This window comes from Buchananella hordeovulneris (assembly GCF_001907235.1).
GTDB classification, from domain to species: Bacteria; Actinomycetota; Actinomycetes; order Actinomycetales; family Actinomycetaceae; genus Buchananella; species Buchananella hordeovulneris.
Window position 1 is genome coordinate 1 of the sequence record NZ_MQVS01000003.1, and the last position, 20,917, is coordinate 20,917.

19 protein-coding genes and 1 tRNA gene are annotated in these 20,917 nt (G+C 68.2%); 15 read left to right on the forward strand and 5 right to left on the reverse strand.

Annotation, left to right across the window (positions count from 1 at the left end; all coding sequences use genetic code 11):
* Positions 1 to 273 precede the first annotated feature (273 nt).
* Together BSZ40_RS12480 and BSZ40_RS03330 are read left to right on the forward strand one after the other, a co-directional pair.
* The gene (locus BSZ40_RS12480) at positions 274 to 1,026 is read left to right on the forward strand and encodes an alpha/beta fold hydrolase (RefSeq protein WP_303171667.1); all 753 of its coding nucleotides are present in this window, start codon (positions 274 to 276) and stop codon (positions 1,024 to 1,026) included.
* A 31-nt stretch (positions 1,027 to 1,057) separates the two neighbouring features.
* On the forward strand, positions 1,058 to 1,603 hold the full coding sequence (locus BSZ40_RS03330; protein WP_124851525.1) for a TetR-like C-terminal domain-containing protein: 546 nt from the start codon (positions 1,058 to 1,060) through the stop codon (positions 1,601 to 1,603).
* Positions 1,604 to 1,715: 112 nt separating this feature from the next.
* Here BSZ40_RS03330 and trpS read toward each other — a convergent pair whose 3' ends face one another.
* A complete protein-coding gene (gene trpS, locus BSZ40_RS03335; protein WP_073823341.1) occupies positions 1,716 to 2,825 on the reverse strand; it encodes a tryptophan--tRNA ligase in 1,110 nt (369 codons plus the stop codon).
* A gap of 41 nt (positions 2,826 to 2,866) precedes the next feature.
* Positions 2,867 to 5,074 carry a glycogen debranching protein GlgX gene (gene glgX, locus BSZ40_RS03340; RefSeq protein WP_084542623.1) on the reverse strand — a complete coding sequence of 736 codons (2,208 nt, stop codon included), beginning with the start codon at positions 5,072 to 5,074 and terminating at the stop codon, positions 2,867 to 2,869.
* A gap of 190 nt (positions 5,075 to 5,264) precedes the next feature.
* Here glgX and BSZ40_RS03345 point away from each other — a divergent pair, with 190 nt between their 5' ends.
* The gene (locus BSZ40_RS03345) at positions 5,265 to 6,038 is read left to right on the forward strand and encodes an electron transfer flavoprotein subunit beta/FixA family protein (RefSeq protein ID WP_073823345.1); all 774 of its coding nucleotides are present in this window, start codon (positions 5,265 to 5,267) and stop codon (positions 6,036 to 6,038) included.
* 2 nt (positions 6,039 to 6,040) lie between these two features.
* Positions 6,041 to 7,039: an electron transfer flavoprotein subunit alpha/FixB family protein gene (locus BSZ40_RS03350; RefSeq protein WP_073823347.1), complete on the forward strand. Its 999-nt coding sequence runs from the start codon at positions 6,041 to 6,043 to the stop codon at positions 7,037 to 7,039.
* A 63-nt stretch (positions 7,040 to 7,102) separates the two neighbouring features.
* Here the strand turns inward: BSZ40_RS03350 and BSZ40_RS03355 are convergent, their stop codons facing one another.
* A complete protein-coding gene (locus BSZ40_RS03355) occupies positions 7,103 to 8,635 on the reverse strand; it encodes a L,D-transpeptidase family protein (protein ID WP_158020857.1) in 1,533 nt (510 codons plus the stop codon).
* Between the two features lie 33 nt (positions 8,636 to 8,668).
* Between BSZ40_RS03355 and BSZ40_RS03360 the strand changes: the two genes are divergently transcribed.
* The 4 genes from BSZ40_RS03360 to BSZ40_RS03375 all read left to right on the forward strand — a co-directional run bounded on the left by BSZ40_RS03360 (position 8,669) and on the right by BSZ40_RS03375 (position 11,815).
* Positions 8,669 to 9,886, forward strand: a complete 1,218-nt coding sequence (locus BSZ40_RS03360) for a cysteine desulfurase family protein (protein WP_073823349.1) — start codon at positions 8,669 to 8,671, stop codon at positions 9,884 to 9,886.
* A gap of 59 nt (positions 9,887 to 9,945) precedes the next feature.
* Positions 9,946 to 10,497 carry a DUF4234 domain-containing protein gene (locus tag BSZ40_RS11220; RefSeq protein WP_084542593.1) on the forward strand — a complete coding sequence of 184 codons (552 nt, stop codon included), beginning with the start codon at positions 9,946 to 9,948 and terminating at the stop codon, positions 10,495 to 10,497.
* A gap of 120 nt (positions 10,498 to 10,617) precedes the next feature.
* Positions 10,618 to 11,721 carry a tRNA 2-thiouridine(34) synthase MnmA gene (gene mnmA, locus BSZ40_RS03370; protein ID WP_073823351.1) on the forward strand — a complete coding sequence of 368 codons (1,104 nt, stop codon included), beginning with the start codon at positions 10,618 to 10,620 and terminating at the stop codon, positions 11,719 to 11,721.
* Between the two features lie 13 nt (positions 11,722 to 11,734).
* Positions 11,735 to 11,815 (forward strand) — tRNA-Leu (locus BSZ40_RS03375).
* A 44-nt stretch (positions 11,816 to 11,859) separates the two neighbouring features.
* Here the strand turns inward: BSZ40_RS03375 and BSZ40_RS11830 are convergent.
* Both BSZ40_RS11830 and BSZ40_RS03380 read right to left on the reverse strand, forming a co-directional pair.
* Positions 11,860 to 12,036, reverse strand: a complete 177-nt coding sequence (locus BSZ40_RS11830) for a hypothetical protein (protein ID WP_158020858.1) — start codon at positions 12,034 to 12,036, stop codon at positions 11,860 to 11,862.
* Between the two features lie 11 nt (positions 12,037 to 12,047).
* Positions 12,048 to 13,265 (reverse strand): ROK family protein, encoded by a 1,218-nt coding sequence (locus tag BSZ40_RS03380; protein ID WP_073823353.1) that lies wholly within the window; start codon positions 13,263 to 13,265, stop codon positions 12,048 to 12,050.
* Between the two features lie 206 nt (positions 13,266 to 13,471).
* Here BSZ40_RS03380 and BSZ40_RS03385 point away from each other — a divergent pair, with 206 nt between their 5' ends.
* From BSZ40_RS03385 to xylB, 7 genes are all read left to right on the forward strand, one after another.
* Positions 13,472 to 14,488 carry an iron-siderophore ABC transporter substrate-binding protein gene (locus BSZ40_RS03385; RefSeq protein WP_073823355.1) on the forward strand — a complete coding sequence of 339 codons (1,017 nt, stop codon included), beginning with the start codon at positions 13,472 to 13,474 and terminating at the stop codon, positions 14,486 to 14,488.
* A complete protein-coding gene (locus tag BSZ40_RS03390; protein ID WP_073823357.1) occupies positions 14,485 to 15,489 on the forward strand; it encodes a FecCD family ABC transporter permease in 1,005 nt (334 codons plus the stop codon). Before BSZ40_RS03385 ends, BSZ40_RS03390 begins: the two co-directional genes overlap by 4 nt.
* A complete protein-coding gene (locus tag BSZ40_RS03395) occupies positions 15,486 to 16,517 on the forward strand; it encodes a FecCD family ABC transporter permease (RefSeq protein WP_073823359.1) in 1,032 nt (343 codons plus the stop codon). Before BSZ40_RS03390 ends, BSZ40_RS03395 begins: the two co-directional genes overlap by 4 nt.
* On the forward strand, positions 16,514 to 17,344 hold the full coding sequence (locus tag BSZ40_RS03400) for an ABC transporter ATP-binding protein (RefSeq protein ID WP_073823362.1): 831 nt from the start codon (positions 16,514 to 16,516) through the stop codon (positions 17,342 to 17,344). The genes BSZ40_RS03395 and BSZ40_RS03400 overlap by 4 nt, the downstream gene beginning before the upstream one ends.
* On the forward strand, positions 17,337 to 18,242 hold the full coding sequence (locus tag BSZ40_RS03405; protein WP_073823364.1) for a siderophore-interacting protein: 906 nt from the start codon (positions 17,337 to 17,339) through the stop codon (positions 18,240 to 18,242). Before BSZ40_RS03400 ends, BSZ40_RS03405 begins: the two co-directional genes overlap by 8 nt.
* A gap of 121 nt (positions 18,243 to 18,363) precedes the next feature.
* Positions 18,364 to 19,539, forward strand: a complete 1,176-nt coding sequence (xylA, locus tag BSZ40_RS03410; RefSeq protein ID WP_073823366.1) for a xylose isomerase — start codon at positions 18,364 to 18,366, stop codon at positions 19,537 to 19,539.
* 2 nt (positions 19,540 to 19,541) lie between these two features.
* On the forward strand, positions 19,542 to 20,870 hold the full coding sequence (gene xylB, locus BSZ40_RS03415; RefSeq protein WP_073823368.1) for a xylulokinase: 1,329 nt from the start codon (positions 19,542 to 19,544) through the stop codon (positions 20,868 to 20,870).
* Positions 20,871 to 20,917: the final 47 nt, after the last annotated feature.

Here is a 20,917-nt window from a genome sequence, read left to right on the forward strand (position 1 = left end):
ACGAAGAGATCGCCCAAATGGAATACCTCCTCAACATCCGCCCCCGCCAAACCCTCAACTGGCTCAACCCCACCGAAAAACTAGCTGTTGCACTCACCACTTGACACCACCTATACACCACTTGTGGCGCGTGGAGAGCCAGTTAGGGCGGTGGGGTGACTGGCGCCAGGTGGTCACCGGCAATCATGTTATGGATCGTAACAATATGTTACGATCCATAACATGGAAGAGCTGAAGCTACAGGTAGCAGGAGGAGAGCTTGCTATATCTGTAATGGGCCCACCAGCAGGTCAGCTAGTGGTATGCGTGCCAGGAATGGGAGAGTCGCGGAAGTCATTCCGTCATCTGATGCCGATGTTGGCGGCGCAAGGATGGCGTGCTGCGGCGTTTGACCTTCGGGGGCACGGAGACAGTGACGCAGAGTTTCCGTCCTACGACGATCCCGCTGCTGCCGCCGATATCCTGGCCGTGATTGGTTACCTTGGGCACACCTCTGCAGTATTGGTAGGCAACTCTATGGGAGCTGCAGCGGCAGTCATTGTTGCAGCGCAGCAGCCACAAGCTGTGGATGCACTGCTTCTCCTTGGGCCGTTCGTGCGGAACCGGGTTGGGGCTTTAGGTAGGTTCGCAATGCGGGCTGCTTTGCTTCGCCCCTGGGGGCCAACAATATGGCGACACTACTACCGTTCTCTATTTGGCTCAGTATTGCCAGACGATCATTACACCCATGTGGAACAATCGCTGGCATTGTTGCGGAGGCCTGGGCGGTGGCGGGCATTTCAGCGAACCGCAGCTACCTCGCACCAGCCAGCTGCCAGCTCTCTCGCTCAAGTATCAGCCCCTACGCTGGTGATAATGGGAGATAGAGATCCGGACTTCCCAAACCCGATTGCCGAGGCTCAATGGGTGGCGGGCGTACTGGACGGAGATTGTGCGGTTGTTCCTGACGCTGGGCACTACCCGATGGGGGAGCAGCCTGACCTGGTGGGCAGAATGATTATCAACTTTTTGCGGGAGGCAGGGTAACGTGGGGGATAGGTTAAACCGAAGTCAAGTCGTGAGCCGGGCGGCCCAGTTGGCGGACGAGATTGGCCTCGAACACCTCACCATTACCAGGGTCGCCCGGAACCTAGGCATCGTTGCACCCGGGATATATCGGCACGTTCGCGATCAGGCTGACCTGGTGCGGGGGATCTCCCAACTTGCCTACCAGCAGGCAGCGACAGAACTGGCAGCCAGCTGTGTCGGATTGGCGGGAATGGAGGCATTGACGGTACTGGCCCATGGTCTGCGCCGATGGGCGCATAAATACCCGGGACGCTACGCGGCTTTACAGATTGCCCCTCATCCCACTGACGCCCGCGGGCAACACGCCGCCACGCCTCTGCTGGAAGTGGTTCGGGCGGTCATCCGCGGATATGACTTGTGTGGTGATAGCGAGATTGATGCGATCCGGATTGTGCGAAGTGCACTGCACGGATTTATATCCCTGGAGCTCAACGGCGGATTTAGGTATGAAAGAAGTGTTGATGCAACATTTCAGCAAATGCTGGTGGGGCTAGATCTGCAACTGTGCAGTATGGGGCGCGGTGCCCCCGGGTGAGGGACAGGGCGCACCAACCCCACCGCCCTAACTGGCTCCCAGGGGCGCACAAGCGCCATATACACCACTTGTGGCGCGTGGAGAGCCAGTTAGGGCGGTGGCGCCGGACTGCTCAGTACGTCATCTGCATGGCCGCTTGCACGTCAGCCAGCTTGGCGTCGGCCACCTCGCTGGCGCGCGCGCAGCCGTCCCGCAGCACCTGCAGCAGGTAGTCCTCATTGGCTGCCAGTTCGGCCCGCCGCGCCCGGATCGGCGCGAAGTACTCGTTGACGGCCTCGGTGACGACCTTCTTCAGGGCCCCGCCGCCGCCGTCGCCGATCCGCTCCGCGATGGCCGCCGGGTCCTCACCCGTGCACATCGCCGCCAACAGCAACAGGTTGGAGACCTCCGGGCGAGCGGCCGGGTCATAGGTGATGACCCGATCCATGTCGGTCACGGCCTTCTTCAGTTTGGCGGCCGTCTGATCGGCGCTCATCCGCAACTCGATCGTATTGCCCTTGGACTTGCTCATCTTCTGCCCGTCGGTGCCGAGCAGGAGCTCGGCCTCGGACAGCAGCGCCTCCGGGCGGCGGAACACCGGTTCGCTCGGCCGCACCCGCCCGTACCGCTTGTCGAACCGCTGGGCGATCACCCGCGCCTGCTCCAGGTGCGGCAACTGGTCCTTGCCCACGGGCACCAGGTTGGCACCGCAGAACAAAATATCGGCGGCCTGATGCACCGGGTAGGTCAACATCAGCCCGGACAGGGCCCGGCCCCCGGTAGCCTCCTGCTCCGCCTTGACAGTCGGGTTTCGGTGCAGCTCCGCCTCCGTCACCAGCGACAGGAACGGCAGCATCAGCTGGTTGAGCGCCGGGACCTGCGAGTGCGCAAAGATAGTGGAGCGGGCCGGGTCGATGCCCACCGCCAAGTAGTCGCACACCAGCGACAGCACCCGCTCGCGCAGTTCGCCGACGCTGTCCCGGTCCGTGATGACCTGATAGTCCGCCACCAACACCCACGTCTCGACCCCCGCCTCCTGCAGACGCACCCGGTTGCGGATCGTGCCGAAGTAGTGGCCCAGGTGCAGGTGACCGGTCGGGCGGTCGCCCGTCAGCACCCGAAAGCGGCTCGGGTCGGTGGCGATCTCCGCCTCGATCTGGGCGCTGCGCTCGCGGGTGCGGGCCAGGGAGGCAGCATCGGTGGAGTGGGCCAGGCGGTCGGCCGCGGTTTGCTCAGTAGTCATCTCTAAATCCTAAAAGGCATGGATGGGCGGGGCGGCAGCGGTCACTGCGCCGGGGCGGTGAAGTAGATCTGCATCGACAGGCTGTCGAGGACCACCCGGAATTGTTGCAGCATCGGATCGTATTCCAGCTGCCCGCCGTTACCGTTGCTGGGCTTGGTCGGGCTGTCCCAGGTGGAATCCCACTGCAACTCGTAGGGCAGGCCGCGGCCGTGGGGCAGCACGACGGTGACCGGATCCAAAGAGCCGTTAATGAGCACTAGTAGATCGCGATCGCCCACGTTCCAGCCCGAGCGCAGCATAGACATGACGCGGGCGTGTCCGTCGTGCCAGGCGCCGTCCGCCAGCGGGCGCCCGTCGGGGCCGTACCACGAGGTGTCCGCGATGGCGTCGGCCCGGCCCTCGCGCATGCGCGGCACCGGGATGGGGAACTGGGTCGGGCGCAGCACCGGGTGCTCGCGCCGCAGCCGCAACAGGAACGCCGTGGTATCCACCAGTTGTTCCTGCCAGGCCTCCCATTGCCAGTCGAGCCAGGAGATCTCGTTGTCCTGGCAGTAGGCATTATTGTTGCCCTGCTGGGTACGGGCCATTTCGTCGCCCGCCGTCAGCATCGGTACGCCCACCGAGACCAGCAGGGTGCCCAGCAGGTTGCGCATGGACCGGGAACGGATCGACCGGAGCGGCGCCGCCTCATCGCCGTCGCCCGCCACCCCGTGACTCCACGAGCGATTGTTGTCGGTCCCGTCGCGATTCTGCTCCAAGTTCGCGTCGTTACGTTTGTGGTCGTAAGTCACCAGGTCGCGCAGCGTGAAACCGTCGTGGGCGGTGACAAAGTTAATCGACGCCAGCGGCCCGCGCCCGCCCGGCAGCTCCCCGCGGCTGAACAGGTCGGCGCTGCCGGCGATGCGGGTGGCGAGGTCCGCCAACCCGGAGCCGGGCCCGCCGAGTGCCAAGGAACGGGCGTCGGCCAACCAAAACTGGCGCACCGTGTCGCGGTAGCGGTCGTTCCAGTCCGCGAACGGCTCCGGGAACTCCCCGGTGCGCCAGCCACCCGGCCCCACATCCCACGGTTCGGCAATGTGTTTGACCTGGCTGAGCACCGGGTCGGTCCCGAGAGCCACCAGGAACGGGTGGAAGGAGGAAAACTCGCCCAAGTTACGGCCCAGCGTGGTGGCCAGGTCATAGCGAAAGCCGTCAATGCCGACCTCCTGCACCCAGTAGCGCAACGAGTCCAAGGCGAGGCGGACAACGGGCGGGCGGCGGAAGTCCAGCGAGTTACCGGTCCCCGTGAAGTCAGCTAAACGGGCGGGCCGGGAGCCGTCGTGCGCGTAGTAAAAGACATTGTCAAAGCCCCGCCAGGACACCGCCAGCCCATCCAGGCCCCCCTCGCAGGTGTGGTTGTACACCACGTCCAGCAGCACCTCGATCCCGGCGTCGTGCAGGATCGAAACCATTCCCTTGACCTCGTCCAACACTGCCTGGCCGCCCGCGGCCTGCGCTGCCTTGGTGGCGTAACGCGGCTCGGGGGAGAAGAAGTTCAGGGTCGAATACCCCCAGTAGTTGTCCAGGCCCTTTTCCACCAAAAACGCCTCCGACATTGCGGCGTGAATGGGCAGCAGTTCCACCGCCGTCACCCCCAGGCGGTGCAGGTGGGCGATGGTGGCCGGGTGCGCCAGGCCGGCGTACGTGCCCCGCAGCTCCGGGGGCACCTCCACCAGTTCTTTGGTCAGGCCCCGCACGTGCGCCTCGTAGATGACCGTGTCGCGCCACGGGGTCTTCGGGCCGGGGTGGAAACCACCGCTGCGGCGCGTTACTACCCCCAAGGGCGCAACGGGGAGGGAGTCGCGCAGGTCGGGTTCGAAGCTGACGCGGTAGAGGTCCTCTCCCGCTTCGTGCGGGTAGAGCTCGGGGCAGGGGACCGGTACTTCCTGCACCCCGGTCGCGTACGGGTCCAGCAGGAGCTTAGCCGGATTGTGCAGCAGGCCCGCTTCCGGATCCCACGGCCCGTAAACCCGGTAGCCGTAAAGCTGCCCGGCTCCGATGTCAGGGACGAAGCCGTGCCACACGCCGTGGCTGGGGCCCACCAGTTGCAGCCGACGTTCCTGCCGCTGCCCATCGCGGATGTCAATGAGGCAGAGGTCGACGGCGGTGGCGTGGGAAGCGAACACGGCAAACGTGGCTCCGCCGTTGGTCAGGTGGGCGCCGAGCGGAGGTACAACGGACAACGCCTGCGCCACCTGGTGAGCGGGCACGAACGGAGAAGCATGGGGTACCACCTCCCCATTGTCCACACATTGACACCCTCCTTGCCGTGGGCCAGGACACGTTTGCTTGTTTTTCTGCGGATTTTTGCGCCCCAAGGTGAGGGGACTAACGTCCCGATCTGGGGTGGTAGGGGGTTGCCGTATCGTCTACCCGCCCGGTTATGGCAAGGTGGAGGCTATGAAAATTGTGGTCCTGGTGAAGCACGTCCCTGACGTGCAATCACAACGGCGCCTAGCCGACGGCGTGCTGGTGCGTGGAGAAGATGACGTTCTAAACGAATTGGACGAAAACGCGGTTGAGGCGGCGGTGCAACTGGCCGAGGCGCACGGTGGGGAAGTGGTGGCGGTGACCATGGGGCCGGAGGACGCGGCCGATGGTCTGCTGGCGGCCCTCCAGCGTGGTGCCGATCGGGCCCTGCACGTGTGCGACGACCGCCTGGCGGGCTCGGACGTGGTGAGCACCGCCAAGGTGTTGGCGGCCGCCATCCGTTCGTTGGGCGAGGTCGATTTGGTGCTCACGGGGATGGCCTCTTTGGATGGCTTGACCTCGATGCTGCCCGGTGCCCTGGCCGCGGTCTTTGGCTGGCCGTCCCTGACGTTGGCTTCCAGCCTGGAGGTGGCCGCCGGGCGGGCCACGATCGTGCGCAGCGCCGACGGTTTCACCGATCGCTTGTCCGCGCCGCTGCCTGCCGTCGTGTCGGTCACCGACCAGGTCAACGAGCCGCGCTACCCGAACTTTGCGGCCCTGAAGGCCGCCCGCAAGAAGCCGCTGGACACCGTCGACCTAGACGACCTCGGCCTGGCCCCCCAGGGTCTGGGCTCCGCCACCGCTCACGTGGCCGCCACGGAGGCCGCCAGCCGGGGCGGTGGGCCGGTGTTGTCCGGCCCCACCGCGGCAGCCGAATTGGTGGCCTTCCTGCGTGAACGTGGCCTCGTGGCCAAGGAGAAGTGAAGATGCTAAACGAAACTCTGCTCGTGGTGGTGGATCACATCGGGGACCAGGACGCTGGCTACACGCTGACGGCTCCCTCGGCGGAACTGTTGACCCTGGCCCGCACCCTGACCACCGGTGAACTGGTGGCCGTGGCCCTCAACCCGGCTCCGGACGTGGCCGCGCTGGCCCGCTACGGCGTCAGCGTGGTCTACACGCCCCGCCTGGCCGACTATTCGCCGCGCGTGCCCGCGGTGGTGGCCGACGCGGTGCGCGCCTGCATCCGGTACGCCGGGGTGGGCACCTCGGAAGGGGGAGGGGAACCGGCTGCCGTCATGTGCGTGTCCAACTATCGGGGCAAGGAGGTGGCCGCGCGCCTGGCGGTCGGTCAAGCCTCGGGCGCGGTGGTGGATGCCACCGCCGTGCAGGTGGTCGACGGGGAGCTGGTGGCCACCAAGTCCGTGCTCTCCGGTACCTGGACCACCAGCTACCGGGTGGCGCAGGGCACCCCGATCATCGCGGTGCGGCCCTCGTCCATCAGCGCCCAGCCGGTGGCGGAGCCGACGGACCCAGTGGTGGTGGAGGTGGAGGTGGAGTTCTCCGCCGAGGCCGCGGCGGTGCAGGTTGAATCCTCTGTCCACCAGGGCACCGGCGGGCGGGTGGCCTTGACGGAGGCCCGCACCGTCGTGTGCGGTGGGCGCGGCACTGACGGGGACTTCACGCTCGTCGAGCAACTCGCCGACGCCTTGGACGGGGCGGTGGGTGCCACCCGGGTGTGCGCCGATGAGGGCTGGGTGGAGCGCAGTCTGCAGATCGGTCAGACCGGCGTGTCCGTGGCGCCCCGCCTCTACATCGGATTGGGGGTGTCGGGGGCCATCCACCACACCAGTGGCATGCAGTCAGCGGGCACCATCGTCGCGGTGGTCGACGACGAAGACGCCCCCATCGTGGAGATCGCCGACCTGACCATCATCGGGGACTTGCGGGAGGTCGTGCCCGCGGTGCTGGCCGAGCTCAAGTAGCGCCCCACCGCGGACGAGGAGGGGGCCGGGCGGTACGACCGCCCGGCCCCCTCGCGCTGCCCGTCAGTAGTGCGAGACCACCGTAGTTCCCACCGAAGCCCAGTTGTAGAACCACTCGGCGTCAGAGACCGGCAGGTTCACGCAGCCGTGCGAGCCGGCGTCCCCGGCGTAGCCGAATGAGCCGCGCCAGTAGGCCCCGTGGAGCGCGTAGCCGGAGTAGAAGTACAAGATCCACGGCACGTTTTCCGTCTCGTACTTGGTGCCGTCGGCGTTATCGCCCCGCATCGTCTGAGTCGCCACCTTGGACTGCACCTGGTAGGTACCGGTGACCGTCGGGGTAGCCGGGGCCCCATGCACCATCGAGATGGGGCCGTAGACGACGGTGGAGCCTTCGTAAGCCGTGGCCGTGTGGTTGGACAGGTCGACGTCGATCCACCGCTCGCCCGCCGCTGGCGTGTAGGGCAGCCCGGCGGTTTCCGCCGCGGGCAGGGTGTCGACCACGGTGTCGTCAGTCTCGGCGGCCACCGTCTCCGTGACGAATTCGCCCGCGTAGTTCTTCCCGGCACCGAGTGCGTCGGCCAGCTGGGTGACCACCTCATCCAGGTTGGTGACCTTCTGCCCGTCAACCGGCTCCACCTCTACCTTGATGACCGAGCCGTCCGACTTCCGGACGGTCCGCTTGCCAAGGACCGGCTCGGTGTTTAGGTCCGCCGCCTGCTCCATCACCCAGTTCTTTACCGCGTTGGGGTCGACCGTCAACTGGGCGGAGCCGTCCTCGTTGAGCTTGATCGACACCCACTTGGCGCGCTCCGCCGGGCTAGCGGAGACGAGCTCGCCGTCGACCATCACCCCGATATCGGCCGCCAGGGTCTGCCGGGTGCGCTCGGCGGCCTGCTCAGCGGCGGTAGTCGTGATCTTCGGTTCCACCGGCGTGAACTGCACCGCCAACTGTTGATCGTCCAGGCTGCTGGCCGCCGTCCGCGCGGCGGCCTGCAGGGCCTGCGCATCCAACGCCACGCCCGACTGACCCGGGGTCACCACTACCTGCCCCTGCTCATCGATCTGCAGCGCCGCGTTTTGGGCCGCCGCCTGGTCCTTGGGGACCAGCGATTGGGCGGTCTTGGCGAGCTGTTCCTCATCCAGGCGGAAGACCGGCGTGATTTCTGCCGACGACCCGATGGCCGTGATCCGGGAGAAGAAGCCCTGCGAGCGGGCGAGCGTCGCGTCGGTCGTGGCCTCCACGTCCACCGTGATCCCGAGGTCGGCCAGGCTGAGCGACGCCGAGGCGTCCCCGGTCAACTGCACGCGGGTGTCTGCCACCCGCTGGCTCACCAGCGCGGAGACCTCCTGCCGATCCATGCCCGCCACACTCGTGCCCGCCACACTCGTGCCCGGCAATGCCTGCCCGGCGTAGGCCACGGAATAACCGCCAAACCCAGCGAGCACCAGCAGCACAACTAGGGCAGCGACCAGCGCCAACCACCAGCGACGCCACCACGGACGGCGGGCGGCTAGGGAACCAGAGGCAGAGTTCGACAGCACGGGCTTATCCTTCCAGCAGGGGACAGCTGCTAACGCCAGGGGCGTGGTAGTCATCGTAATAGTCAAAAAGCGAAAGATAATCATCCTGTGATCTATCTCGACCATGCGGCCACTAGCCCTCCAGGGGGAGACGCCCTCCAGGCCTATACCACCGAGTTGGCCCACCTGGCCGCCCAACCGGGCAACTCCGCGGCCCTGCACGCCGGGGGGCGCGCTGCCCGTGGACGCCTGGAGACCGCCCGCGCACAGCTGGCGCGCCTGTTGGGCGCCGCGCGCCGCGCCGTGCTATTCGTCTCGGGGGCCACCGAAGGCAACCTGTTGGCAGTGGCTGGGCGGGTGGCCCACTGGCGGGCCGTCGGACAACCCACCATCGCCCTCTGCCTGACCACCGATCACCCCTCGCTACGCGGGGCCGTGCGGGCTCTGCCCGGGGCCCACGGACTCATCGAGGTAGAGCGGGCCGGCCAACCCCGGGCCGGGTGGACCCAGGCGGTGGCTGCCGCTGCCTGGCGCGCCCTTGGCAACGACGGCCCGCCACCATCCCTGCCGGAGCTGACGTCCCGTTTTCGGCTCGTCGTCGGCTTCGCCACCGTCAATAACGAGACTGGGGCCTACCTGGATCCGGCCGCCGCAGTGGCCGCACTGCGGCAGGCCGGGGTGGACTGGATTCACGTCGATGCCGCCCAAGCCATCGGGAGTCAACCGGTCGACTGTGAAGCCACCGGCATCGATTCACTGACCTTCTCCGGTCACAAACTCGGCACTCCCCCCGGCTGCGGGGCCCTGGTGACGCGACGCGACGCGTTGGCGCCCGTCTATCCGGGCGCCGGACAGGAGTTTGGACTGCGTTCCGGCACCGTCGATGTTGCCAGCGCCCGGGCCCTGAGCGCTGCCGTGGCCCAGGCCCTGCGCGACCAAGCCGTCAACGTCGCCCACTGGCAGCAGCTGGCCGCGCGCCTGCGCCAGGCCGCCACCGCGGAGGGCTGGCGCCCCACGCTGGCCTCCAGCGCGCCCAGCAGTCCGCACATCGTCAGCCTCATCATTCCCGGTGCTCCCTCCGAGGCCCTGCTCACCGCCCTGGACATGGCCGGGGTGGCGGTGAGTGCCGGTTCCGCCTGCCAGGCCGGGGTGGTCGGCCCCAGCGAGGTGCTGCTCGCCATGGGACACGCCGACGCCGACGCCCGCTGCGTGGTGCGCGTCAGCTTCGGGCCGCACTCCACCGCCGCCGAAGTGGAGACCCTCATCACCAAGCTGCGGGCCGCCGCGCCCGCCGCTGCGCGCTTCGGGGCAGGCACACGGCCCTGATGCACTATCGTCAGTGCCAGACGCCCCGAGTGACCCAACTGGATGAGGAGAGTGTCTGTATGTCCTACCAACCTGAAGACCCGTTCCGCAGCCCGAGCGGACAGGGCCAGCAGGCCGCCCCGCTGCCTGCGTATGGGGCGGGCGCGGCGAGCGGTGGCCCGTACGGCGCAGGCCCGTACGGCGCAGGCCCGTACGGCGCAGGCCCGTACGGCGCGGCCCCCTATGGTGGCGGGCCGTATGGTGGCTATGGCCCGGTCGGCAAGGTGCGCCACACCGGCGTCGTCTTCCTGCTGGGCATCATCACCTTCGGCTTTTACGGCCTGTACTGGTGGTATGCCACCCACGCCGAGCTGCGGGACCACACCGGGGAGGGAATGGGCGGGGGAGTAGCGCTGCTCGTCGCCATCTTCTTCAGCCCCATCCTCAGCTTCACCCTGCCCGCCGAGATCGAGCGGGCCTACCAACGGCGCGGCCTTTATCCCCCGGTCAGCGCCGCCACCGGCCTGTGGGCCATCCCCGGCTTCCTCATCCTGGTTGGCCCCTTGGTGTGGCTGATCAAGGTCAACGGGGCACTGAACGCCTACTGGCGCTCCCTCGGCGCGGTGGGTTAGGGTCCACCTGCGAGCCAGGGGCGGAAAACCACACGAGTTTTCCGCCCCTGCTGCTGGTAACGCGGGAATGACCCACGCCCGGGCCGCGTTGCGTCAGGGGAGCTGAGCAGAGGGGGAAGAATGCGCGTACTAGCGGCATTGTCCGGGGGAGTGGACTCCGCCGTGGCGGCGGCGCGCGCCGTGGACGCTGGGCACGACGTCGTGGGCGTGCACATGGCGCTATCGCGCTCGCGGGCCGCCACCCGGGCGGGCGCGCGGGGCTGCTGCACGATCGAAGACGCCGACGACGCCCGCTATGCCGCCCACGTGCTTGGCATCCCCTACTACGTGTGGGATCTGGCCGACTCCTTCGAGGAGACGGTGGTCAGTGACTTTCTCGCCGAGTACGAGGCGGGCCGTACCCCCAACCCGTGCGTGCGGTGCAATGAGTTCGTGAAGTTTTCGGCGCTCCTGGAGCGGGCGGTGGCGCTCGGTTTCGATGCCGTGTGCACCGGCCACTACGCGCGCGTGATGCCCGGTGCGGCGGGGCCGGAGCTGCATCGCGCCGCCAACCTGGCCAAGGACCAGAGCTACGTGCTGGCGGTGGTGGGGCAAGCGCGGTTGGGGCAGATGGTTCTGCCGCTCGGAGACGTGGACACCAAGGACGCGGTGCGGGCCGAGGCCGAGGCCCGGGGACTGAGCGTGTCCAACAAGCCCGACTCCTACGACATCTGCTTCGTCGCCGACGGCAACACCCGCGGTTTCCTGCGGGAGCGACTGGGGGTGCGGCCGGGCAACATCATCGACCAGGACGGCAACGTGTTGGCCCAACACGAGGGCACCTACGGTTTTACCGTCGGGCAGCGCAAGGGCCTGGGGGTCGACGCCCCGGCCCCGGACGGGGCGCCGCGCTACGTGCTAGAGACCCGCCCGCAGACAGGGGAGGTGGTGGTCGGACCGTTGGCCCTGTTGACGGTCGACGAATTGAGCGCCGACCAAGTGGTGTGGCTGGCCCCTGATGTGACTTTGCCTACGCCCGGACAGCCGGGCCTGCCGGTCGGTGCCCAGTTCCGGGCCCACGGCGCGGCCCTGCCGGGGCGGGCCTGGGCCACCGCGGACGGCGGAGTCGTGGTGCAGCTAGCGGGCACTACCCGGGCGGTGGCTGCCGGGCAGAGCCTGGTGCTGTACGCCGATACCCGCGTGCTCGGGCAGGGCACGATCACGGGCGCTCGGCGGAGGGGCTAGACTCTACGCACAGGCGCGAGTGGCGAAATTGGCAGACGCGCTGGATTTAGGTTCCAGTGTCCTAGACGTGCGGGTTCGAGTCCCGCCTCGCGCACCGGCCCGGTTGCTACGCAGCCGGGCCATTGGCTTGCCCGGGTGTTAAGGGGCGGTGGCGCCGCCGAAGTGCCGCCACCAGTCCTCGTCAATCTCGGCCGCCTCCAGGGCTGCGGTCACGCGGTGGACGTGCGCCACGAAGTCGGCGGGCACGGGCCAGCCGGGAGGCGTGTGCGGACCGTCCCGGTAGCCGAGCAGAATCAGCTTGCGTGGCAGGCGCATGGGCCTCCCCGTCACCCGTTATTTTCCGCCGTCCTGGGCGGCTGGTCGCCCAGGTAGCAGTGCGGGTGGGCGATTAGGTCGGCCAGGGCGGCATACGACGCCCCCACCGCCACCGTGGTCGGCCCGAGGCGGGAGGGAGCCAGGGTGACGCGGCGGCGGCGGGCACCCATCGAGCGGCGCTCCAGGGTGGCGCGGATGAGAGGCTCGTGGGCGGACAGCAGCTCGGCCAGGTGCCCGCCGAGCACCACCTGCGGGATGTCAAACAAATTCACGAGGGCGGCCACCGCGATGCCGAGGGCCTGCGCACAGTCGCTGACGGACCGCGGATCCAGGGGGCGCCCGGCGGTTGGGGGCGGGACGATGGGGGAGGGGTGGGTCAGCAACGGCACCAGCGCCTCGGCCCCCACGTACCTCTCCAGGCAGCCGGTCGAACCACAGCGACAGTCCGGGCCCGCCGGATCGATCGTCAGGTGCCCGATCTCACCGGCCCAGCCGTGTCGCCCGCGCATGACTTGCCCGTCGGCCACCAGCGCCGCGCCGATACCGATGGAGCCGGAGAGAAAGGCGAAGCTTTGGTTCGGGCTGGGGGCGCCGGGGGCGCGCTGGGCGACGGTGAGGGCCGCCAGGTTGGCTTCGTTGTCGACCGTGACGGGCAGCGGGAGGGGCAGGCGCTGGGCGAGGGCCGCCGCGAGGTCCACGTCGTGCCAGCCGAGGTTGGGGGCCTCCAGCAGGCGGCCTTGGGCGGTGTCTACCAGGCCCGGGACGGCCACCGTCAGGCGCACTAGGCGCGCGGTGGTGGGCAACGCCTGGATGACCTCGGTGAGCAGGCGCGCCAGCGGGGTGAGGGCCTGTTGGGGGGAGGAGCCGACCAAGTTGTGGGCCTGGCTGTGGCCCACCAGTTCGTGTCCGGCGAGGTTGGTGGCCACCACCCGCAACCCGTCAACCCCGATTTCGGCTCCCAGCCCGACAATGTTGGGACTACCAGTCAGCCCGAGGGCAGGTCTACCGGGACCGTTGGCGCGCGGGCGCGGCATCTCTTGCAGGAGTCCGCTGGCGACCAGCTCGTCGACGAGGGAGGTGGCGGTGGCGCGGGTGAGGTTGGTTTGGGTGGCCACCTGCGCCCGAGAGGGGGCGGCGTATTCCCCGGTCATGAGCACGTGGGAGAGCACTAACCGCATGTTCATCGCCCGCAGGTGCTCGGCCCGCATGGCATCACTGCCGGGTTTCATCCCCTCGCCTCCTCGCGCGTGACGTTACTCACGCGGATTAGTTTAAGGCATCGCCAAATTTGCGTCCGGGGCCTGCAACGGCGCGGATTGTCCACGGCAAGGGGCCGGTAACGGTAGGCGAAAGTCGACTCGGCCAAGGCCTTGTCGCGCCCGCCAATTAGGTTAGCCTCATCTTTCTAAATCTGTGCTCGTGTGAAAGGTACTCCATGCGTCTGCGTACAAGCGCCCTCCTCCTGGCCACCGCGTTGGCCACCGTCGGCTGCGCTAGCCAAACCGATTCCCCCGCTGCTCCCACGGCTGCCGCTGCCTCCGCTGCTGCCCCCGCCACGATCAAACACGCCTTCGGGGAGACGACGATTCCCGCCCAGGTGGAACGGGTGGCCGCGGTCAACTGGGCCAACCATGACGTTCCCCTCGCCCTCGGGGTCATGCCCGTCGGCTTTGCCGCCCAGTCCTGGGGAGTGGAGGACGGCTCCGGCATGCTGGCCTGGACCAAGGAAGCCGTCGAGAAGCAGGGGGGCAAGCCCGTGCTGTTCGACGAAACGGACGGCATCGACTTCGAGGCGGTGGCCGCGACCGAACCCGACGTCATCCTGGCCGCCTACTCGGGGCTGACCAAGGAGGACTACGACAAGCTCGCCAAGATCGCCCCGACCGTCGCCTACCCGACAATCGCCTGGGGCACCCCGTGGCGGGACTACATCAAGATGAACGCCACCGCCATCAACCGGGCGGAAGACGGCGAGAAACTGGTGGCGGATTTGGAGAAACAAATTGCCACCGCGACGGCCAAGTTCCCCCAGATTGCGGGCAAACGGGCGGCCTTCTTCTACGGCTCGCCCCAGGATCTGTCCAAGATCGGCTACTACACCACCGCAGACCCGCGCACCGCTTTCCTGGCGGACCTCGGACTGGCGGTGCCGCCGTCGGTTGCCCAGGCTTCCAAGGCCAGCGACTCATTCTTTGTCCAGCTCAGCGCCGAGCACGCTGACCAACTGGCGGACATCGACCTGATCGTCATGTACGGCACCGAGGCGGACCTGCCCGCCTACCAGGCCGACAAGCTGCTGGGCACGATCCCCGCGATCAAGAACGGTGCGGTGGCCTTTGTCGGGGACAACAATGCCCTGGCCGCCTCCACCAACCCCAGTCCGCTGTCCATCCCGTGGGGGTTGACGCAGTACCTGGAGAAGATCGCCGCCGCCGCCGATAAGGCCAAGTGACCAAGCGGGCTTTCCAGCGTTTTGGCTGGTGGGTCCTCCTGGCGATCGCCTGCCTAGGCCTGAGCGCCCTCGCCTCCATCGCCTTTGGGGCGCGGGTGGTCGGCCTGGCGGAGATCTGGGCGGGCATCAGCGGCCAGGGCTCCGACATTGGCGCCCTGGCCGTCGCTGAGCGCCTACCCCGCACTGCCATCGCCCTGTGCTGTGGGGCCTGCCTCGGGGTCTCCGGGGCCCTAATGCAGGCGGTCACCCGAAACCCCATCGCCGATCCGGGCATCCTCGGGGTCAACACGGGGGCGTCGCTGGCGGTCGTCAGCGGCATCGCCTTTGCCGGGCTCAGCTCCCTGTTTTCCACCCTGTGGGTTGCTCTCCTGGGCGCTACCCTCGCCGCGGGCCTGGTCTACACGCTCGGCTCGCTCGGCCCCGGCGGCACGACCCCCATCAAGCTCGCCCTGGCCGGGGTGGCGACCACCGCGGCCCTGTCCAGCGTCATCACCATCATTCGCCTGCCGCGCGCCGCCGGGCTGGACGACTTTCGCTTCTGGGCCATCGGTTCCCTCGGGCGCGGCACCTGGCAGACCCTGCTCACCGTCGCCCCGTTCATGCTCACCGCCCTACTGGTGGCCTGCGCCTGCGCGAGCGCGTTGAATTCGTTGGCGCTCGGCGACGAGATGGCCACCGCCCTGGGAGTGTCAGTGGCCCGCACCCGGCTGTTGGCGGCCGGGGCGGGGGTGACATTGTGTGCGGTGGTGACGGCCGTGGCCGGTCCCATCAGCTTCGTGGGCCTCCTGGTCTCGCACGTGGTGCGGCTGGTGGTGGGCCCCGATCAGCGACGAGTCTTGCCGCTGACCGCGCTGGTCGGGGCGGCCCTGCTGACGGGAGCCGACACCATCGGGCGAATTGTTAATAGACCAGACGAAATCGCCGTGGGCATCATCACCGCCTTCCTGGGCGCCCCCGTGCTCATCTACATCGTGCGGACCACCAAGGTGCGAGAACTATGACAACTACCCTCGGCATCGAACCAGGACGCCGCGCCCGCCGGCGCCGCTACCTGCTGGTCACCTGCGGGCTGGGGTGCCTGGCCATCGCCCTGTGGTGGACCATGCTGCTCTACGGGGACCAGACCTTCCACCCCGGCCAGGCCCTAGCCGTGCTGCGGGGGGAGCAAGTGCGGGGGGCCTCGTACATCATCGGGGAGGTCCGGCTCCCCAAGGCCATCCTCGGGCTAGCGGCCGGGGCGGCCTTCGGCTTGGCGGGGGCCACGAGCCAGACCCTGCTGCGTAACCAACTGGCTAGCCCCGACCTCATCGGCATCTCCTCCGGAGCCAGCGCCGCGGCCGTGTTTGCCATCCTCGTCCTGGGGTGGAGCGGCATGCGAGTCAACCTGCTGGCGGTGGCATGCGGCCTGGCCACGGCCCTCCTGATCTACCTGCTGGCGGGGCGCGGCTCGGCGCTGGGCGGCCGACTCATCCTCATCGGCATCGGCATCGCGGCCATGTTCACCTCCTTTATCGCCTATCTCCAGCAAAAGGCGGAGGTGTACGACGTTGCCGACGCCCTGGTCTGGCTGTCTGGTTCCCTGGCGCACGCCGACTGGCAGCAAGTCCCGCTGCTGCTCCCGGTCTTGGTGCTCGCGGGCGGCTGGCTGCTCAGCGCCCGGCGCCAGCTGCGCCTGTTCTCGCTCGGGGATGAGGCCGCCATCGGTCTGGGGGTAAAGGTAGAGCGGTTGCGGCTGTGCCTAGTGTTGGCGTTGGTCACCTTGGTGTCCTTCGCCACCGCCGCCACCGGTCCGATCGCGTTCGTGTCATTCCTGGCCGGTCCCATCGTGGCGCGCCTGGTGGGGCGCACAGATCTGACCCTGCTGCTGCCCGCCGCCTATATGGGGGCCGTCCTCGTGCTCGGCGCCGAGCTCATCGGCCAGCACCTCCTGCCCACTCGGTTGCCGGTCGGGGTGGTCACGGGCCTCGTCGGCGCCCCCTACCTGCTGGCCCAACTCATTCGTTTCAACAAGCAAGGAAACCTCGCATGAGCGCTAAAGCCGCGACGGCTCGCACTTTGCGCACCACCGATCTGGTCTCAGGATACGGGGCAGTTAAGGTGGTGCGCGGGGTGGATGTGGACATTCCCGCTGGCAAGGTCACCGTGATCGTGGGGGCCAATGCGTGCGGTAAGTCCACGTTGTTGAAGACTATGGCGCGGGTGCTGCCTGCCGCCGCGGGCACGGTTTTGCTCGACGGGCGAGCCATAAGCGAGCTGCCCACCAAGACCCTGGCCACCCAGTTGGGGCTGCTGCCCCAACAGCCGCTGGCGCCGGAAGGGATAGCGGTGGCAGACCTGGTCAGCCGGGGCCGCCATCCACACCAGCGCCTCTTTCGCGCCTGGAGCGCCACCGATACCGCCATCGTGGAGGAGGCGCTGCGCTCCACCCAGACGTTGGCACTGGCGGATCGCGCCGTTGATGAGCTATCCGGTGGGCAGCGGCAGCGGGTGTGGATCGCTTTGGCGCTCGCACAGCAGACGGATGTGTTGCTGCTCGACGAGCCCACGACCTTCCTCGACCTGGCGCACCAGATCGAGGTGCTGGACCTCCTGACTGACCTCAACCGGGAGCGGGGAACCACCATTGCGATGGTGCTGCACGACATCAACCTGGCCGCCCGCTACGCGGACCACATGGTGGCGATGCGGGCAGGCAAGATTGTGGCGAGCGGTCCACCGACCGCGATAGTCACTGCCCCGCTGATCGCTGAGGTCTTTGGATTGGCGGCCACCGTGATCACCGATCCCGTGGCGGGCACACCGCTGCTGATCCCGCAGGGCCGCCACCACGCCGCCGGGCAGGTGGCCCATGCGTGAGGTATATCGGCCGTTCGTGGTGCGCGTGGCGGCAATCACGGAGATAACCCCGTCCTTCCGCCGGTTTACTTTCACCGGGCCGGATGCGCACCACTTTGCTGACGCACACTTCGATCAGCGCATCAAACTGGTGCTACCGGGAGCCAGCGGCGCGGCGGGCGTGCGGGAACTTGCCGCTGCGGAGCAGTGGTATCAAGCGTGGTTAGCCTGGGCGCCTGCCACGCGCCCCGTGGTGCGGACCTATACGGTGCGCGATGTGCGCGCTGATGCGGGGCAGATAGACGTTGACATGGTGGTGCACAGCCCGCTCGGTCCGGCGGCCCGGTGGGTCAACGCGGCGCGGGTGGGGGATGAGGTGGCTTTGGTCGGGCCGGTGCGCGGCGCGGCTAGCCCGGGCCTAGGGGTGGACTTCGTGCCGCCTGCCCAGACTGACGCCTTCCTCCTCGGAGGCGACGAGACCGCGGCCCCCGCGATCGCCGTCATCCTGGAGCAGTTGCCCGCTGGTGCCCGCGGCATCGCGGTGGTGGAGGTGCCACAGGCGCGCGACGCGGCCTATCTGCCGCACCACCCGGGGCTAGAAGTGCGGGTGTGCGCCCGCGCCGGGCAACGCCACGGGGAGTGGTTGACGACCGCGGTGGCGCAGGCCGCTGCCGAGTTGGTGCCCCCGGGGGTGCCGCACGCGGTCGCCGAGATAGACGTCGACCGGGACCTGCTGTGGGAAGTGCCGCGACATGCCAAAGGTGGGGCGGCACTCAGCTACACCAGCCTGTACACCTGGCTGGCGGGAGAGGCGGGGGCGGTCAAACAAATGCGCCGCCAGTTGGTGGGGCAGTGGGGGATCGATCGGCGCAGCGTGGCTTTCATGGGCTACTGGCGGCAGGGGCGCGCGGAGAACTAGGCGGCGACCGCGGAAAACTGTCCCCCGCCACCCCTTGACATGACGCACATCACCTCTTTAGTTTAGGCAATGAACAAAAAGAGTGGCACGAGTCACTCATGCCGAGCAAAGGGGCCCCGCCATGACAGTAGAGTTCACACCCCAAAAGTCCGACAAATTCTCCTTCGGGCTATGGACCATCGGCTGGCAAGCCGCCGATCCCTTCGGCGACGCCACCCGGCCCGCGCTGGAGCCGGAGGAATACGCCACCAGGCTCGCCGAACTCGGCGCCTGGGGCATCACCTTCCACGACAACGACGTCTTTGCCTTCGACGCCTCCGAGGCCGAGCGCACCGAGCGCACCTCCCGGCTGAAGGCAGCGTGCGACGCCGCAGAGCTGGTCATCGAGATGGTGACCACCAACACCTTCTCCCACCCCATCTTTAAAGAGGGCGCCCTCACCAACAACGACCGCGCCATCCGCCGCTTCGCCCTGCAAAAAGTGCTGCGCAACGTCGACCTGGCCGCCGAGATGGGGGCCACCACCTTCGTCATGTGGGGCGGCCGCGAGGGGGCCGAATACGACAGCTCCAAAGACCTAAACGCGGCCCTGGACCGCTACCGCGAAGGCCTGGACACCGTCGCGGCCTACATCAAGAGCCAGGGCTACGAGCTGCGCATCGGCCTCGAACCCAAGCCCAACGAGCCCCGCGGCGACATCTTCCTGCCCACCGTCGGTCACGCGCTGGGACTCATCGCCGAGCTGGAACACGGGGACATCGTCGGCCTCAACCCCGAAACCGGACACGAGCAGATGGCCGGCCTGAACTACACCCACGGCCTCGCCCAAGCCCTGCACGCCGGCAAGCTCTTCCACATCGACCTCAACGGCCAGTCCGGCATCAAGTACGACCAAGACAAGGTCTTCGGGCACGGCGACCTATCCTCGGCCTTCTTCACCGTTGACCTGCTCGTCAACGGCTTCCCCGGCGGCGGGCCGCGCTACACCGGCCCCATCCACTTCGACTACAAGCCCTCCCGCACCGAGGGCATGGAAGGCATCTGGCAGACGGCCGCGGCCAACATGGAGATGTTCCTGCGGCTAAAGGCCAAGGCCGAAGCCTTCCGGGCCGACCAGTACACCGAGCGGCTCCTGACCGCCGCCGGAGTCTACGAACTAGCTAACCCGACGCTGGACCCAGACGAAAGCATCGAGGACCTGCTGGCCAGTCCCGCCCCGGACATCGAGGCCCTGGCCGAGCGGGAGTACCACTTCGTGGAGCTGTACCAGCACGCCATGCGGCACCTGATCGGCTAGCCATGAGCAGCAAAGTGGCGGGCGTGGACACCTCCACGCAATCGTGCAAAGTCATCGTCTGGGACCCGCAGACTGGCCAGGTCGTGCGGGAGGGCACCGCGCCCCATCCGGAGGGCACGGAAGTCGACCCGCAGGCCTGGTGGGAGGCGTTTTGCGTCGCCGCGCAGGCGGCCGGCGGCTTGGACGACGTGGCGGCCCTGTCGGTGGCCGGACAGCAGCACGGACTGGTGCTGCTGGACGCCGACGGTGCCGTCATCCGGCCCGCGCTGCTGTGGAACGACACGCGCAGTGCCCAGGCTGCCAGCGAGCTGGTGGCGGAGCTGGGGGCCGACACCTGGATACAGGCCACGGGCTCGGTGCCGGTGGCGTCCCTGACGGTGGCCAAACTGCGTTGGATCGCCACCCACGAACCGGAGGCCCTGGCGCGCACCGCCGCCATCTGCCTGCCCCATGACTGGTTGAGCTGGCGACTGCTGGGCAGCCAGCAGCTGACTGACCTCTACACGGACCGCTCCGATGCGTCGGGCACCGGCTACCTCGACGTGCACACCGCCACCTACCGCCACGATCTGCTGGCCCACGCCCTGGGGAGCAGCCCGACCGCCGTGACTGCCTTGCAGCTGCCGCGCGTCGTGGCGCCCGCCGCCGTGGCCGGGCAGGTTGCCCGCGCCGTGCCCGAGATCGGGTTGCGTGCCGGCACACTGCTGGGCCCGGGCTGCGGCGACAACGCCGGGGCCGCCCTCGGCCTGGACTTGCAACCCGGGCAGGCCTCGGTCTCCCTGGGCACCTCCGGGGTTGTGGCTGTTGTCTCGCGGGAGCCGGTATTAGACCCCCACGGGGTGGTCACCGGCTTCATGGATGCCACCGGCCACTACCTGCCGCTGGCGTGCACCCTGAACGGGGCCCGCGTGATGTCGGCGACGGCCGCCCTCCTCGGGGTCAACCTGGCCGAGTTCGACGAACTCGCCCTGTCCGTGCCCGACACCGGCGGCCTGCAACTGACTCCGTACTTCGAGGGGGAGCGCACCCCCAACCTGCCCGATGCCACCGCCAGCCTGACTGGCATGACGCTACAAAACTGGCGCCCCGCGCCCCTGGCGCGCGCCGCCGTGCAAGGCCTGTGCGACCTGCTGGCGGGCGCCGCCGCGGCCATTCAGGCCTGCGGCGTGGAGCTCGACCGGGTCAAACTCGTGGGCGGCGGAGCCAATTCCCCCGCCGTGCGGGCGCTGCTGCCGGCCGCGCTCGGCGTGCCCGTCGACGTTCCCGCTCCTGGCCAATACGTGGCCTTGGGTGCCGCCAAGCAAGCAGCTGCTGTGCTGCACCACCACTGACCCCCGCGCGGGCCCATCGCCCACGTCGGATATACCAAAGGAGAAAC